Origin of the sequence: Paraburkholderia sp. BL27I4N3 (assembly GCF_003386115.1) — a bacterium.
GTDB lineage: Bacteria > Pseudomonadota > Gammaproteobacteria > Burkholderiales > Burkholderiaceae > Paraburkholderia.
Map to the genome: position 1 here is coordinate 6,727,648 of NZ_QREJ01000001.1, position 14,568 is coordinate 6,742,215.

Sequence of the window (14,568 nt, forward strand, 5' to 3'; positions counted from 1 at the left end):
GCCGGCCGGAGGGCGCGACTCGAAACGCCCCCAGCAACCGTCGCGTTAAACCTTTGGAGCCATCCCCGGTGGCTGCCCCGCCACCCTCAAATATTCGACGCCCTCGGCAAACGACAAATTCATTTGCCGCCCATCCCGCAGGCGAATACTAATCGTCCGATCCCGCTCATCGCGCGAGCCCACCACGACCAGAAGCGGCACCTGCTTCTCGCGCGCATCGACGATCTTCTTCTCCAGCCGTTCCGGCCGGCTATCGAGCACCGCCCTGACACCCACATCGTCGAGCACCTGCATGACCTTTTGCGCGTGAGCGCTATTCGCATCGCTAATCGTCGCAACCACGACCTGTTCAGGAGCCAGCCACACCGGCAACCATCCTTCGTGATGTTCGAGCAGCATCGCGATGAACCGCTCCATACTGCCGAGTACCGCGTGATGTATCATCACAGGCCGCTCACGCTCATTGCGCTCGTTGACGAACTCCGCGTCGAGCCGCTCGGGCAGCACGAAATCGAGCTGGATCGTGCCGCACTGCCAACTCCGCGCACGGCTGTCCTTCAGATGAAATTCGAGTTTCGGCCCGTAAAAAGCGCCCTCGCCTTCGAGCACGTCGAACTCAAGCCCGGCCGCACGCGCCGCGTTCGCCAACGCATCTTCCGCGCGATCCCACGTTTGATCGTCGCCCGCGCGCATAGCCGGCCGCGTCGCGAGCGCGACCTTGAACCCGGGAAAACCGAGATCCGCATGGACCGCACGCAGCAATGCGCAGAAGCGGCCGACTTCCGCCTCGATATGAGCCTCCGTGCAGAACACATGCGCATCGTCTTGCACGAAAGCACGCGTGCGCTTCAGCCCTTCAAGCGAGCCCGACGGCTCATCGCGATGACACGCGCCGAACTCGCTGTACCGCACCGGCAACTCGCGATAAGACCGCACGCGGTGATTGAACACCTGCACGTGACAGGGACAACTCATCGGCTTCAGACACAGCGCGCGGCCTTCTTCCGCATCGGCTAACGAATACATCGCCGCGCCGAACTTCTCCCAATGCCCGCTCTTTTCCCACAGCGAGCGCGCCAGCAGTTGCGGCGTGCGTATCTCGCGAAACCCCGCGCGACGCATGCGCGCACGCACATAATCTTCGAGCACGCGATACAGCTCCCAGCCGCGCGGGTGCCAGAAAACCATGCCGGCGCCTTCTTCCTGTTGATGGAAGAGGTCGAGTTTGTTGCCGAGTACACGATGGTCGATATCGTTCACTGTCTTGCTCCATTGATCGGTTACCGCGAATGGATGCCGCAAACGGAGGTCCAGAAACGCCAAAGGCCCCGTCCGTTTCCGGCGAGGCCTTTGGTGGTTCCCACAGCGTCCTGCTTCTAGTGCGCGCAACCTCCAGACGACCCGCCTGTGAAGGTGGTCGTCGTGGTGGTGACGGTTGCGAAGGGTATCGAGTGGAAGTCCATGGATCGACGGTAAGCGATTTTGTGACGGGACGTCAATCGCATTCTTGTCGCGCTCTGGTCAGAACGGCATGTTAAACGCTACGATGCATGTCTGATCCGAAGCCCGTGCGTCTGCGCGAAACTTCGGTCTGCACCACTCAACCGATCAATCGAGCCTCTGACCTTGACTATCCATATCCGTCCCGCTCGCTCCGCCGACGCAGCGTTGATTCTTCGCTTCATCACCGAACTCGCTGTGTACGAAAAAGCGGAGCACGAAGTCGTCGCAACCGTCGACGACATCGAAGCGAGCCTGTTTTCCGCCGCTTCCAGCGCGAAGGCGCTGATCTGCGAGATGAACGGCGAGCCCATCGGCTTTTGCGTCTACTTTTTTTCGTATTCCACCTGGCTCGGCAAGCAGGGGCTTTATCTGGAAGACCTGTACGTGTCGCCGGCATCGCGCGGCAGCGGCGCGGGCAAACAGATGCTGCGCCACCTCGCGCGCATTGCCTGCGACACCGGTTGCGGCCGCTTCGAATGGAGCGTGCTCGACTGGAACGAGCCGGCCATCGGCTTTTACGAATCGATCGGCGCGAGCGCGCAAAGCGAATGGGTACGGTATCGGTTAGCGGGAGACGCGCTGAAGAAGTTTGCCGAGGGCGACGCGTGAGTGGTGCGCGTATTCGCGCGCCCGCCGGCACTCAGTCCGCCGTGCCATTCGCTACGGCGTCTACCTCGAACGCATCGCCCGTGGCAAAGAACGTTCCGCCGGCCACGTAGTGACAGGTGCGCAGATCGGGATCGTCGCCGAAATGCCAGCGGTTGTTCGAATAGACGCGGCTATCCGCATACGCCGCGACCACTTCGCCGATGATCAGATCGTGGCGCTGGCTATCGTCCGGAATGACCTTGCACTCCATCCAGGTGATGCAACCCGCGAGCATGGGCACGTCGATCTGTTGCGCGGGGAACGTCTCCAGGTCGAAGGCGGAGAACTTGTCGAGTTCCGTGCCCGCGTTCGTACCCACTGCCAGCGTTTGCGCGGCGAATCCACGGCTCGGCAGCTGCAGTCCGAATACGCCGCTTGCCTCGATCAGCTGTCGCGTGAGCGTGCGGCTATCCACTACCACCACGACCTTCGGCGGGTTGAAGTCGAGCGGCATCGCCCACGATGCCGCCATTACGTTCGAGCGGCCGCCGTGCGCGCTGGTGATGATCGTGACCGGCCCATGATTCAGCAGTTGCGTGGCCCGCGGCAAGGCCACGGGTTCTCGGGTTATTTTCATACGTGATCCCGCATCAAATGAATGGGAGCGATTGTAGCGTCGGGACTCGGGACGCGCCGTGCACGCCATGTCGGGCCGATCCAGGCGAGAATGCAAGACCGTGTCATCCGCTGGAGGAGCCGTGCACATCGCCTGCCTACATGCCGCTGACAGCAACGTCGCCGCGCTCGCGAACTGAAGCTCGAATGTTCACTGAATACATCGTCAAATGGGATTTGCAGCAGGACGGCGCGCCGATTCGCACACACAGCAGCCGGCTGCTGCCGGTGCGCCATCACGGCATTCCCGCGATGCTGAAAGTCGCGCAGGAACCCGAAGAGAAATTCGGCGCGCGGTTGATGGTGTGGTGGGACGGCGAAGGCGCGGCCCGCGTGCTCGCGCACGATGCCGACGCCCTGCTGCTCGAGCGCGCGCAAAGCAATCACGCGCTGGCGGACCTGGCACGCTCCAGCAATAGCGACTCCGACGACCAAGCCACCGGCATTCTCTGCGCCACCGCCGCGCGGCTCCACGCGCCGCGAAACAAACCACTGCCCGAATTGATCGATTTACCGCGCTGGTTCGCAAGCCTGTGGCCGGCCGCGCAAAAATACGGCGGCTGGTTGGAGGACAGCGCCACCGTCGCGCAAGCTCTGCTCGCCGCGCCGCAAGATCCGGTGGTGTTGCACGGCGACATCCATCACGGCAACGTGCTCGATTTCGGCCTGCGCGGCTGGCTGGCGATCGACCCGAAAGGTCTCTACGGCGAACGCGGATTCGACTACGCAAACATTTTCTGCAATCCCGACGAGGCGTCGGCGTTGCGACCGGGATGGTTCGAGCGTCGCGCCGAACGGGTCGCGCGGATGGCTGGACTCGATCGGCGCCGTCTGCTGCAGTGGACACTGGCGTGGTCCGGTTTGTCCGCGGCGTGGATTCTTGAGACGGGCCAGGCGCCCGACATCGATATGGAGATCGGCAGGCTGGCTGCCGAGGCGCTCAAACGCTGAAGCGCTGAAGCGCGAGTAACGTCAGGCAAATCAGGGCGGCAACTCGTGAGCCGCCGCCCGGCGTGCATCAGTGCGGCGCTTTACCGTTGGGCACGGCATCCAGTGGCTTGTGCTGTTCCTCGCCAAGCCCTGGGAAGAACGCGTTCCAGGCGGCGCGCACGCCTTGGGCCGCGGTGGCCTCGGCGGCGATCGATTCGGCTTCGCCTTCGCCGGCTGTCGATGGATCGGCGGACAAGCCGCGCCAGTGGGTGAACACGAGCAACGGTTTCTCGGTCCATACGCCATCGCCAAACTTCGCAAAGGCCGTGTCCCCGCTCGTCAACTGCACCTCATACCAGCCTTCACGGACGGGCGTGTGGGCCTCAAGCTCAAACCACGGGGTCGGTTCGATTTCCTTCATGTCGTCTCCGGTCGGATAGATCATCATAGATAACCACAACAAAGGCCTTTTTCATGCCGGCGCCTGGCGACGGCCCGGCAAGCGCGCTTGCAGCACCGCAGGTCAGGCGATGTTGCGGTGCGGCGCGGGCGGCATGAGCTGCGGGCGATTCGTCGATGTCGCACATTCCGAAATCGCCGCGCATAACCGACACGATAGCGCGACATGGGCCACGCGGACAAACCCAAAAAGTTACGCGCGCGTCTTCGCGGCGGACGCGGCTGCCGGACGACGCTTCGGCTTGCCGTCCAACTCGGCCGCGAGCCCGGCCAGCACACGGATTGCGGGCGCCAGTCGTTCGGCCGGCGTACTGCCGTAACCGATCACGAGCCCATTCGTTTCGGCGCGCGGCTGTAACGCGAAACCGGACAGCGCGCGCGGATTGAGCCCTTGGGCGAGCGCACGTTCGGCGAGCGTCCGATCGTCGATGCGCGGCGGCAAGCGCAGCGTCAGATGCATGCCGCAATTGCCGCCGAGAATCTGCGACGGCGCGAAATGTGTGGTCAGCGCGTCGCGCAACGCCTGCTGCCGCTCGCGGTACAGACGCCGCATGCGCCCGAGATGCCGCCCGAACTCGCCGCTTTCGATGAAATGCGCGAGCGCCAGTTGTTCGAGCCGATGCCCGCCGCGCAGCATCTCCTGCACCGCGATGGCGGTGTGCGCGGCGATCGGGCGCGGCAGCACCACGAAGCCGATGCGCAGCGCGGGGAACATCGTTTTGCTGAACGAGCCGACGTACAGCACGGGCGCGTCCTCGACCAGCCCTTGCATGCTGGCGATCGGCTCGCCGGTGTGGCGGAACTCGCCGTCGTAATCGTCTTCGATCAGCCACGCGCCGCTGCGGCGCGCCTGGGCGATCAGCTCCAGACGACGCGCCACGGACAGCACCGAACCGGTCGGATATTGATGCGCAGGCGACGTGTAGATCAGCTTCGGCGGCTGCGTGCGCCATGCGTCGGATGGCACCGCCATGCCTTCGGCGTCGACGGGTATCGGCCGAGTGGCCAGGTCGCCCAGATTGAACGCGGCCTTCGCGCCGCGATAGCCGGGGTCCTCGACCCACGCGACATCGCCCGGATTGGTGAAGAGGCGAACGCACAGGTTCAGCGCCTCCTGCGCGCCCTCCGTGATCACCACTTGCGAGCCGTCGCAGCGCACGCCGCGCGCCATGCGCAAATGTGCGGCGATGGCGTCGCGCAACGCCGGCTCGCCAGCAGGCGTGCCGTAGCCGAGCGCGAGGGGCAACGCGCGCTCCATGGAGCGTTCGAGCGCGCGCCGCCACGCGGCCAGCGGGAAACGGTCCAGGGCGGGTGTGCCGGGTGTCAGAGGCAAGGTGTTGTCGGCGTGGGTGCGCGTGGCCGCGAACTGCCCGACGCGGGCCGCGTAGGCCACATCCCGCGCGGCCGGCTGCGAGGACGGCTCACCGCGTGCGGACGGACTGGAGAGCGGGCTCACGCGCGTGCCCTTCTTGTCGGCGACCACATAACCCACCGCGGCCAGATGCTCGTACGCGATCACCACGGTGTTGCGTGACACGCCCATTTCCGCCGCGAGCAGGCGCGATGACGGCAGCAGCGATCCCGCCGGCAAACGGCCCGCGAGAATCGCTTGCTGCAGGCGCTCAAGCAATTGTTTTTGCAGCGGCTCGGGCCTTGCGCCGCCGCCGGCGAGCGCCGACGCAGCCGGACTGGTAAGCGGACCAATGATCTCGATCATCGCGTCTGGACCTATCAAATGACGTTGACGTGGATCTTTTTAACATACCACGTTTGCCGTATCGTTCTCCCATCATCGACGATCATTCGTAACCGACAGCCACCTTCAACCCTCCTGCATGGGATCAACGATATGGAATCCAGACGCAACGCATTCGACCAGCCGATCGGCGCCCCCGTGCCGGGTTGGAACGGCGCCCAGGCTCCTGGCCGCGAGCCGCTGGCAGGCCGCTATTGCCGGATCGAACCGGTGGACGTGGAACGTCACGCCGCGGACCTCTACGACGCGTACAGCTCGGCCACAGACGGCCGCGACTGGACCTATCTGAGCGTCGGTCCGTTCGAGAGTCTCGCCGCCTATCGCGAGCATCTGACGCGCGCCGCCGCGTCCGCCGATCCGCTGCACCACGCCGTGATCGACCTGGCGACCGGCAAAGCGGTCGGCACACTGGCGCTGATGCGGATCGACCGCGCGAACGGCGTGATCGAAGTCGGCCACGTCACGTATTCGCCGCGCCTGAAGCGCACGCGCGTCGCCACCGAAGCGATGTTTCTGCTGATGACGCAGGTGTTCGACAAACTCGGCTATCGGCGCTTTGAATGGAAGTGCGATTCGTTAAACGAGCCGTCACGCACGGCGGCGTTGCGCTACGGCTTCACGTTCGAGGGGATCTTCCGCCAGGCGATCGTGTATCGCGAACGCAATCGCGACACTGCGTGGTTTTCGATCATCGACAGTGAATGGCCCGCGCTGCGTCCGAGTTATACGCGATGGCTCGATGCCGGCAATTTCGATGCGCAAGGGCAGCAGGTCGAACGGCTGGTGGATCTGATCGCACGGCAGAGGGCGGCGGCGAGCCCCGACGCGCAGTGAGCCGAGCGTCGAGCCGGCCGGCATGCAACGCTCGCTTGAGGTAATCGGCAACCGCGGCGCGGCGGATTAAATCGTGTGGGCCGGCCGACGCAGCACGATGGTCGGCTTGCCTTTGTACGTGGTGCGAAGTTGCTCACGATACCCGCACTTATGAGCAACGCGCAGCGACGGCAGATTCTCCGGCGCGACGATGCAGGCTGTATCGCCATCCGGCCACTGCTGGTCGGCCCACTCGAGCGCGGCGCGCACGGCTTCGGTCGCGTAGCCGCGGCCATGCACGGCCGGGTCCAGCGCCCAGCCGACTTCGGGCACCATCAATGACGGCTCGATCTCGCGATGGTAGTCGGCAAAGCCGACTTCGCCGAGAAACCGGCCGCTCTCCTTCTCCCGCACGACCCAATAGCCATAGTTCAGCATCGCCCAATGTCCGGCGTAGCGCAGCAGGCGCGCCCAGACTTCTTCGCGCGTGAAGGGCTTGCCGCCGATATAGCGGATCACTTCGGGATCGGACCACATCGCGTGACTTTCGAGGAAATCGTCGCGCGTGTGGGGTCGCAGGGTGAGGCGGGGGGTGGTGAGGAGCGTGGGGGCAAGCGACATTGCGTAGGAGCGGATAGTGGATGGGGTGGCTCGGCAATCAGCGGCTCGATGATCGCAGATTTTTTGCGCGCCAGGGACGTGTAAAAAATCCCGCCACGCGCGCAGGCCGCAAAGCTATGGCATGCGAAGAGACTTCGCCCTACACTCGCCGGGTATGCCGTAAATCCTTGCCACGCTCACCACCGCACCGTCGATGAAACTCCGCCTGCGCTACCTCACCGCGCTGATCGTGAACGTCGCCTTGCCTATGCTCGCCTACCGGCTCGCATTCCCGCACTGGGGCCAGCTTGGCGCGCTGGCCGCGTCGGCGCTGCCGCTGATTGCGTGGATGAGCTGGGACCTTTTGCGCTATCACCATTTCGACGCGCTCAGCGCGCAAGTGCTGATCGGCATCGTGCTCTCGCTGCTCGCACTCAGCATCGGCTTTGGCGGCAATAAGCGAATGCGCGAGATCGCAGATCCGATGGTCTCCGGCATGATCGGCGTGTCGTTCCTGCTGTCGCTCGCGCTGCCCAAGCCGCTGGTGTTTTACCTCGCCCGCTCGACCATGTCGCGTGAGGATCATCGCAGCGTCGAGAGCTTCGAAAGACATTGGCGCGAACGTCCCTCGCTCGTCGCGTACATCCGCTTGATGACGCTCGTGTGGGGCATCGGCATGACGGGCGAGAATATCTTGCGCAGTCTGATCGTCTGGCAATGGCCCGACGATCCGCGCTCGGTCATCGCCTCCAACGTGCTGAGGTACGGCGTCTATGCCGGTCTGACGGCCTGGACCTTCTGGTGCCGCCGGCTCATCAAGCGAGATGCGCTGCGTTATCCGGACGACACCGTGGACCCGGCAAAGACGAACCACCTGGCCAGTTCATAAGCCCGGCTCTCACGTCAGTTCAAGAAAGCGCGCCAGACACGGATTGCGATTCGCCGGCAACCACGCCGACACCTGCTCGATCAGCGGCGCATCGACCAGCGGCCGGAACACCACGCCCGCCCCTTCGTCGACCAGACGTAGCACCGTCTGTTGCAATTGCACTTCTAAACGTATGTCGGGTTCGAAGCCGCCCGACCGGCAATGCTCGAGCATCGTCGCGCGCAATGTCGGCGCGACTTCTTCGGATGCGAGCACGAACGGCTCACCGGCCAGTTGCGCGATCGTCAGACGCCGCGCGCGAGCCCGCGGATGAAAACAGGATTTGATTGTATCGCCGCTAACCACTACGCTGGCGAATCGCCATTCCTCCCCCACCTTTGCGCGTCGATGTTAGCCACCCTCGAAATCCTGCTTCCCGTCTTCGGCCTGATTTTCGCGGGTTTCGCCTGCCGCCGGCGCAACGTGCTCGGACCCAACTCGGCGTCGGAGCTGAATCGCTTCGTGGTCTGGCTGGCGCTGCCGGCGCTGCTGTTCGACATCATGGCGCACGCCACGTGGCAGCAGCTCTACCAACCGGCGTTCGTCGCCACATTTTCGATTGCGTGCGTCAGCGTGTTCGTGCTGATTCTGGCGATGCGGTTGATGACCGGCCGGCATCTCGCCGATGCGAGCGTCGATGCCATCGCGGCTTCCTATCCGAATACCGGTTACATCGGCTTCCCGCTCGGCATGATCGCGTTCGGCTCGGCGAGCCTGACGCCGACCACGATCGCCACGATCCTCGTCGCCTGCGTGCTGTTCGCGGTTGCAATCGTGCTGATCGAAGTGGGTCTGCAGACCGAGCGCACGCCGCATAAGCTGGGTTTGAAAGTGCTGCGCTCTCTCGCGCGCAATCCGCTGATCGTGTCGCCGATTGCGGGGGTGCTGTTTGCCAGCCTCCATGTCGCGTTGCCGGCCAGCGCGGAGACCTTCCTGAAACTGCTGGGCGGCGCGGCGAGTCCGTGCGCGCTGGTGAGCCTCGGCCTGTTTCTCGCCGAAAAGCGCCCATCCGACGCTGGCGCACGAGGCATCTCCTGGCTGCTGACGGGCGTCAAGCTGCTCGTGCAGCCGGCGCTGACCTGGTGGCTGGCGGCGCGCGTGTTCGGACTCTCGTCCACGCTGGTCGAAATGGCGGTCATCCTCGCCGCGTTGCCTACCGGCACCGGCCCGTTCATGCTCGCCGAGTTCTACGAACGTGAAGCGCACATCACCTCGCGGACGATTTTGCTGTCGACCGTGGGCTCGATCGTGACCCTCTCGCTGCTGCTGTTGTTGATGGGCCATCGCACCTGAGCGCATCCAGGCGCATCCCGAACGGCCGACCGGCACGCAAGCTGCACAGACCCGCGCCTCGCGCTATGCTTCGCGAACGAATGGCCCCGATCCGCGACCTTCGCCGGCAATGCGCGAAGCCTGAACCGAGCCGCCGTGCCCGAAGTCCGCGACGACGCCCACGCCGACGCCCGTTCGCTCGCGCGGCACTATCCACTCCGATTCTCGACAGTCTTTGTCTCAACGCCTGAGTGCCGGTCACCCAGACCAACGTTTAATCTACTGCGCAACGCAGCCCGGAATCCAATTGGAGCGACATACGATGAAAGCCATCCAGTTCAAATCTTTTGGCGGCCCTGAAGTGCTCGACTACATCGATCTGCCGACGCCGCAAGCCGATGCCAACAACGTCGTCGTGCAGATCAAGGCGGCCTCGGTGAATCCGAGCGACGTCAAGAACGTCTCCGGGCATTTCGAACACACGGTGTTGCCGCGCACGCCGGGCCGCGACTTTAGCGGCGTGGTGGCGGACGGCCCGCAGGCCTGGCTCGGCGCTGAAGTGTGGGGCACCGGCGGCGACATCGGCTTCACGCGCGATGGCACTCACGCCGAGTTCATCAAGGTGCCGCTCGCGGCACTCGCGCGCAAACCTAAAACGCTGAGCCACGCGGAAGCCTCCGCGATCGGCGTGAACTTCGTGGTCGCCTGGCTCGGCACGGTCGAGTACGCGCATCTGCAAGCGGGCGAAACTATCGCCGTGATCGGCGCGGGTGGCGGCGTGGGCGGCGCGGTGGTGCAGATCGCGAAGGCGCGCGGCGCCCGCGTGATCGCCGTCGACCGTCATCCGCTCGACGCGGACACGCCGGCGGGCCGCCTGATCGACGACTACGTGCCGTTCGATGAAAACGTCACGGACCGCTTGAGAGCGCGCACCGACGGCGCGGGTGCGAACGTGGTGTACGACACAGTCGGCGGTGTGGCGTTCGAGACCGCGTTGAGCCTCGTCAAACGTCGTGGCCGCGTGCTCGAAATCAGCGGCACGGGCAAGCGCCGCGTCGAATTCGACCTGATCGACTTCTATCACAACGAGACGCAATTGCTGGGCGTGGACAGCGCGAAGCTCGGCGTCGCCGAATCGGCTCCGTTGATGACGGCGCTCGTCGAGGGTTTCGAAGCCGGCAAGCTGACCGGGCCGGCCATCGCGCAGACCTTCCCGCTCGAACGCGCTCGCGAAGCCTACGAGGCCGTGGCCGCCGGCACGCGCGGCCGGGTCGTCATCACAATGTGATCGCCATTGCGGCCGGCGGGCGTGGCGACCCGCCTCTCATCCGGATACAACAGTCACGAAAGCGCATTTGATCTCGCTGCCTGCCGGCGTGCTGGTCGGCCGCCTCTACAGCGTGATGGACGCGAAGTCGCCCGCGCCGCCGACCATCGCGCGGGTTGGGGTGCCCGGCATGCCAGGCGGCGAACATATGATTCCGTTGATGTGGACCTGGCTGGCGTCGAGCATGCATTGACACGCATCTTTGCCGGCGCGCTACTCTCGGACTAAATCGCGCGGAGTCGTCGAATAAAACGCCGACGCGGCCGCGCTACTCAAAGGCACCTTTTCCGCCGCCAGTCGTCACACGCTAAGATTGAGCCCGACGGGGCCGTACGTCGCCCGCAGATGACAGGAAAAGCTTTGCCTCGGAGAATCAGATGCCTGAAGAATATGAAGTGCATGGTCCGCACGACCATGCCGTGGAACATACCGGTCATCACGACGCGGATCCGTTTGCGAGCCGCATGGCCGTGATCACCGCCATTCTTGCGACGATCGGCGCGCTGTGCGCGTACCAGAGCGGCAACAGCGAAAATCTCGCGCTGTACTACAAGAACGAAGCCGCGATCAAAAAGACCGAAGCGTCGAACCAGTGGAACTACTACCAGGCGAAGGGCGAGAAGGAAAATCTCGCCGATCTCGGCGCGGCGCTGTCCACCGGCAACACGGACGCGCATGCGAAATTCCTCGCCGACGTCGACAAATACAAGCAACAGAAAGAGCCGATCCGCGCGAAGGCCGAAGCGCTCGAAAAGGAAGTCGTCGATAACGACACGCACAGCGAAGCGTTGCTGCATGGTCATCATCGCTGGGCACAAGCCACCACGCTGATTCAGGTGGCGATCGCCCTGTGCGCGATCACGTTGCTGACGCGCAAGAAATGGCTGCGCAATCTCTCGTTCGTGGTGGCGGGCGCGGGCGTGATCACCGGCGCGTTGGCGCTTTTCTCGGCTTGATGGGTGAAGCGCCGTGCGGCGATAGTGCGCCGCGCTGCGCGAACGAAGGCGTACAGCGTGGTTGATGGATCCGCAGTTCCAGGCGTTTTCTCTGTGTAGTGGCCGGCGTGGTGATTCCCGGCCCGGACTTCGTTGCGGTCGCGCATGGGTATTAAAGAGATACCCACGGCGTGGCTTCATGACATAAATTGAGGAGGACGTACCATACGCGCGTCTGCAGCGGACACTGCAAGCGGCGCGACCTGTGATGGAGGTCCCGCGGTGAGAGAAACAACTGGTCCGTCAGGCGAGGTGACAGCCGATCTCGAGGAAAGCATTCTTCTGCCGCAGCTCGGCTGTCCTGCGGGCAAGATCGGCGTAGCCGTCGGCGCTATGTTGGAGCGATCGAACCACGCCGTCATCATGACGTCATTCGATCTGCTCGACCTGCACGCGAACGAGCGAGTGCTCGAAGTCGGCCTCGGCAACGGCGGCCACATCGCGTTCGTGCTCGATCAAGCCGAGACACTGCGCTTCACCGGCATCGATATATCGCCGACCATGATCGCCGCCGCTCGCAGCCGCAACGCGGCTTTTGTGCGCGACGGCCGTGTCCGGCTCGAAACCGCCGACGTCGTTGCCATGCCGTTCCCCACCGCCTCGTTTGACAAAGCGGTGACGAGCAACTGCACGTATTTCTGGCCGGACCTGCCGGCCGGCCTCAAGGAAATTCGCCGCGTGTTACGTGTGGACGGCACGCTGGTCATCGCGGCCATCACACCAGAGGCAGCAATCGAAATGCCTTTCGCCGAGTACGGTTTCACCGTGCACGACGCAGTAGCACTCGAAGCCGCCTGCCTGGCTGCGGGATTCGATCGGATCGGCATTACCCGCTACCTCGAACCGCTCAGCGATCCGCCGCAAGAGCATAACCCGCGTGAGTTTTATCTGCTGCGAGCATGCGCCGTCTGACGCGAAGGCGTACATCGCAGCGATACGTGGCAAGGCTCAATGCGCGATACCGTGTGCGCGTTCGAGCAACAACTCGCGCTCGCGCGCATTGCGCGTCATTCCGGCGGCGCGTTCGAATTCGGCGCGCGCTTCTTCCATACGTCCCAGCTTCGCCAGCAGATCGCCGCGCACACTCGGCAGCCAGTGATAGTTCGCCAGCGCGGCGTCGCTTGCCAGCGCATCGACGATCTCCAGGCCGGCCGCCGGACCGAACGCCATGCCGACCGCCACCGCGCGGTTCAACTCGACCACCGGCGACGGCGCCACCTGCGCAAGCGCGTCATACAACGCGACAATCTGCACCCAGTCGGTATCGCTCGCCCGACGCGCACGGGCATGACACGCGGCGAGCGCTGCCTGCAGCGCATACGGGCCGCTCGCGCCGCCTAGCGCATGCGCGCTGTTGAGCGCGGCCAGCCCGCGACGGATCAGCAGCGGATCCCAGCGGCTGCGATCCTGATCGAGCAGCAGCACCGGGCGCCCTTGCGCATCCGTGCGCGCATGCGTGCGCGAGGCCTGAATCTCCATGAGCGCGACGAGGCCGTGCACTTCGCTTTCGTCGGGCACCAGACCGCTCAGCACGCGGCCGAGCCGCAGCGCTTCCTCGCAGAGCGCCGGACGCATCCAGTCGTCGCCGGCCGTGGCCGAATAGCCTTCGTTGAAAATCAGATAGATGACCTGTAGCACCGAGGCGAGCCGCGGCGCGCGTGCGTCGGCCTGCGGCACCTCGAACGGCACCTTGGCCGCCGAGAGCGTGCGCTTGGCCCGCACGATACGCTGCGCGACGGTCGGCTCCGGCACCAGAAACGCACGCGCGATTTCGTCCGTAGTGAGGCCGCCGAGCAGGCGCAGGGTAAGCGCGACGCGCGCGTCGGTCGACAACACCGGGTGGCACGCGGTGAACACGAGCCGCAGCAGGTCGTCGCCAATATCGTCGGCGCGGGCGGCATCGAGGGCATCGACGAAATCGGGCACGAGATGCGTCTCCAGCGCGTCGAGATCGTGGCCCAGCTCCTGACGCTTGCGGGCATGCAGCGCTTCCTGCCGCAAGCGGTCGAGCGCACGGTTCTTTGCGGTCGCCATCAGCCATGCTCCCGGGTTGTCGGGCACGCCCGCGTCGGGCCAATGTTCGAGCGCGGCCACCAGCGCGTCCTGCGCCAATTCCTCGGCGAGCCCGACGTCGCGCACGATCCGCGCGACGTGGGCGATGACCTTGGCGGACTCGATCCGCCAGACTGCCTCGATGGCACGGTGAGTGGCCGCCGTGGTCACGGCTTCAACCTCTCGCCCTGGCATTCGGGTCCATGTAGATGAGCTCCCAGATGTGGCCGTCGATATCCTCGAAGCCGTGCCCGTACATGAAGCCGTAGTCCTGCGGCGCGCGCGGTACGGTGCCGCCGGCGGCGAGCGCCTTGGCGACCAGCGCATCCACCTCCGCCCGGCTTTCGCACGACAACCCCACCAGTGCTTCCGTGCTCTCCTTCGGATCGCACAGCGACTTGCGAGTGAACGACTTGAACAGGTCCTTGACCAGCAGCATCGCGTAGATGTTATCGCCGAGAATCAGACAGGCCGCCTGTTCGTTCGTGAATTGCGGTTCGAAGCTCAAACCAATCGCGCTGAAGAAGGCTTTCGATCGTTCGAGATTGTCGACCGCGAGATTGACGTAGATCTGCTTATGCATGACGGAGTCCAATGATCGGTTGTGGACAGGGCGCGGCCGTATCGACGATCTCCATACGTGCCTTGGGTCGCTCGATGCGAAAGCCGT

16 protein-coding genes and 1 pseudogene are annotated in these 14,568 nt (G+C 64.5%); 9 read left to right on the forward strand and 8 right to left on the reverse strand.

All coding sequences use genetic code 11. The features are described 5' to 3' along the window. Positions 1–45 precede the first annotated feature (45 nt). The gene (thrS, locus tag B0G71_RS30600) at positions 46–1,260 is read right to left on the reverse strand and encodes a threonine--tRNA ligase (RefSeq protein ID WP_116149012.1); all 1,215 of its coding nucleotides are present in this window, start codon (positions 1,258–1,260) and stop codon (positions 46–48) included. Between the two features lie 366 nt (positions 1,261–1,626). Between thrS and B0G71_RS30605 the strand changes: the two genes are divergently transcribed. Further along, on the forward strand, positions 1,627–2,112 hold the full coding sequence (locus tag B0G71_RS30605) for a GNAT family N-acetyltransferase (RefSeq protein ID WP_116146479.1): 486 nt from the start codon (positions 1,627–1,629) through the stop codon (positions 2,110–2,112). Between the two features lie 31 nt (positions 2,113–2,143). Here B0G71_RS30605 and B0G71_RS30610 read toward each other — a convergent pair whose 3' ends face one another. Beyond that, complete coding sequence (locus B0G71_RS30610) at positions 2,144–2,728, reverse strand: flavin reductase family protein (protein WP_116146481.1); 585 nt, start codon at positions 2,726–2,728, stop codon at positions 2,144–2,146. Positions 2,729–2,913: 185 nt separating this feature from the next. Here B0G71_RS30610 and B0G71_RS30615 point away from each other — a divergent pair, with 185 nt between their 5' ends. Next, entirely contained in the window at positions 2,914–3,717 is an 804-nt protein-coding gene (locus B0G71_RS30615; protein WP_116146482.1) for an aminoglycoside phosphotransferase family protein, read from the forward strand. Positions 3,718–3,784: 67 nt separating this feature from the next. Here the strand turns inward: B0G71_RS30615 and B0G71_RS30620 are convergent, their stop codons facing one another. Together B0G71_RS30620 and B0G71_RS30625 are read right to left on the reverse strand one after the other, a co-directional pair. Then, positions 3,785–4,117, reverse strand: coding sequence for a hypothetical protein (locus B0G71_RS30620; RefSeq protein WP_012428912.1), 333 nt, complete (start codon positions 4,115–4,117; stop codon positions 3,785–3,787). 231 nt (positions 4,118–4,348) lie between these two features. After that, the gene (locus tag B0G71_RS30625; protein ID WP_116146484.1) at positions 4,349–5,872 is read right to left on the reverse strand and encodes a PLP-dependent aminotransferase family protein; all 1,524 of its coding nucleotides are present in this window, start codon (positions 5,870–5,872) and stop codon (positions 4,349–4,351) included. Between the two features lie 132 nt (positions 5,873–6,004). Here B0G71_RS30625 and B0G71_RS30630 point away from each other — a divergent pair, with 132 nt between their 5' ends. Then, a complete protein-coding gene (locus B0G71_RS30630; protein ID WP_116146485.1) occupies positions 6,005–6,745 on the forward strand; it encodes a GNAT family N-acetyltransferase in 741 nt (246 codons plus the stop codon). A gap of 66 nt (positions 6,746–6,811) precedes the next feature. On the opposite strand, the gene B0G71_RS30635 is transcribed toward B0G71_RS30630, so the two are convergent. Continuing rightward, positions 6,812–7,345: a GNAT family N-acetyltransferase gene (locus B0G71_RS30635; RefSeq protein WP_116146487.1), complete on the reverse strand. Its 534-nt coding sequence runs from the start codon at positions 7,343–7,345 to the stop codon at positions 6,812–6,814. Positions 7,346–7,538: 193 nt separating this feature from the next. Between B0G71_RS30635 and B0G71_RS30640 the strand changes: the two genes are divergently transcribed. After that, on the forward strand, positions 7,539–8,213 hold the full coding sequence (locus B0G71_RS30640; RefSeq protein ID WP_116146488.1) for a VC0807 family protein: 675 nt from the start codon (positions 7,539–7,541) through the stop codon (positions 8,211–8,213). Between the two features lie 9 nt (positions 8,214–8,222). On the opposite strand, the pseudogene B0G71_RS30645 reads toward B0G71_RS30640, so the two are convergent. Then, positions 8,223–8,525, reverse strand: a pseudogene (locus B0G71_RS30645) (LysR substrate-binding domain-containing protein); the annotation flags it as partial. A 75-nt stretch (positions 8,526–8,600) separates the two neighbouring features. Between B0G71_RS30645 and B0G71_RS30650 the strand changes: the two are divergent. From B0G71_RS30650 to B0G71_RS30670, 5 genes are all read left to right on the forward strand, one after another. Then, entirely contained in the window at positions 8,601–9,545 is a 945-nt protein-coding gene (locus tag B0G71_RS30650; protein ID WP_116146490.1) for an AEC family transporter, read from the forward strand. Between the two features lie 301 nt (positions 9,546–9,846). Further along, on the forward strand, positions 9,847–10,812 hold the full coding sequence (locus B0G71_RS30655; protein ID WP_116146492.1) for a zinc-binding alcohol dehydrogenase family protein: 966 nt from the start codon (positions 9,847–9,849) through the stop codon (positions 10,810–10,812). Between the two features lie 67 nt (positions 10,813–10,879). After that, positions 10,880–11,044, forward strand: coding sequence for a DUF1427 family protein (locus B0G71_RS30660; RefSeq protein ID WP_116146493.1), 165 nt, complete (start codon positions 10,880–10,882; stop codon positions 11,042–11,044). Positions 11,045–11,228: 184 nt separating this feature from the next. Further along, positions 11,229–11,807 (forward strand): DUF4337 domain-containing protein, encoded by a 579-nt coding sequence (locus tag B0G71_RS30665; protein WP_116146495.1) that lies wholly within the window; start codon positions 11,229–11,231, stop codon positions 11,805–11,807. Positions 11,808–12,068: 261 nt separating this feature from the next. Then, complete coding sequence (locus tag B0G71_RS30670) at positions 12,069–12,758, forward strand: class I SAM-dependent methyltransferase (protein ID WP_116146496.1); 690 nt, start codon at positions 12,069–12,071, stop codon at positions 12,756–12,758. Between the two features lie 36 nt (positions 12,759–12,794). Here the strand turns inward: B0G71_RS30670 and B0G71_RS30675 are convergent, their stop codons facing one another. Continuing rightward, positions 12,795–14,069 (reverse strand): RNA polymerase sigma factor, encoded by a 1,275-nt coding sequence (locus B0G71_RS30675; RefSeq protein WP_116146498.1) that lies wholly within the window; start codon positions 14,067–14,069, stop codon positions 12,795–12,797. 4 nt (positions 14,070–14,073) lie between these two features. Then, complete coding sequence (locus B0G71_RS30680; protein ID WP_106279025.1) at positions 14,074–14,481, reverse strand: VOC family protein; 408 nt, start codon at positions 14,479–14,481, stop codon at positions 14,074–14,076. Positions 14,482–14,568: the final 87 nt, after the last annotated feature.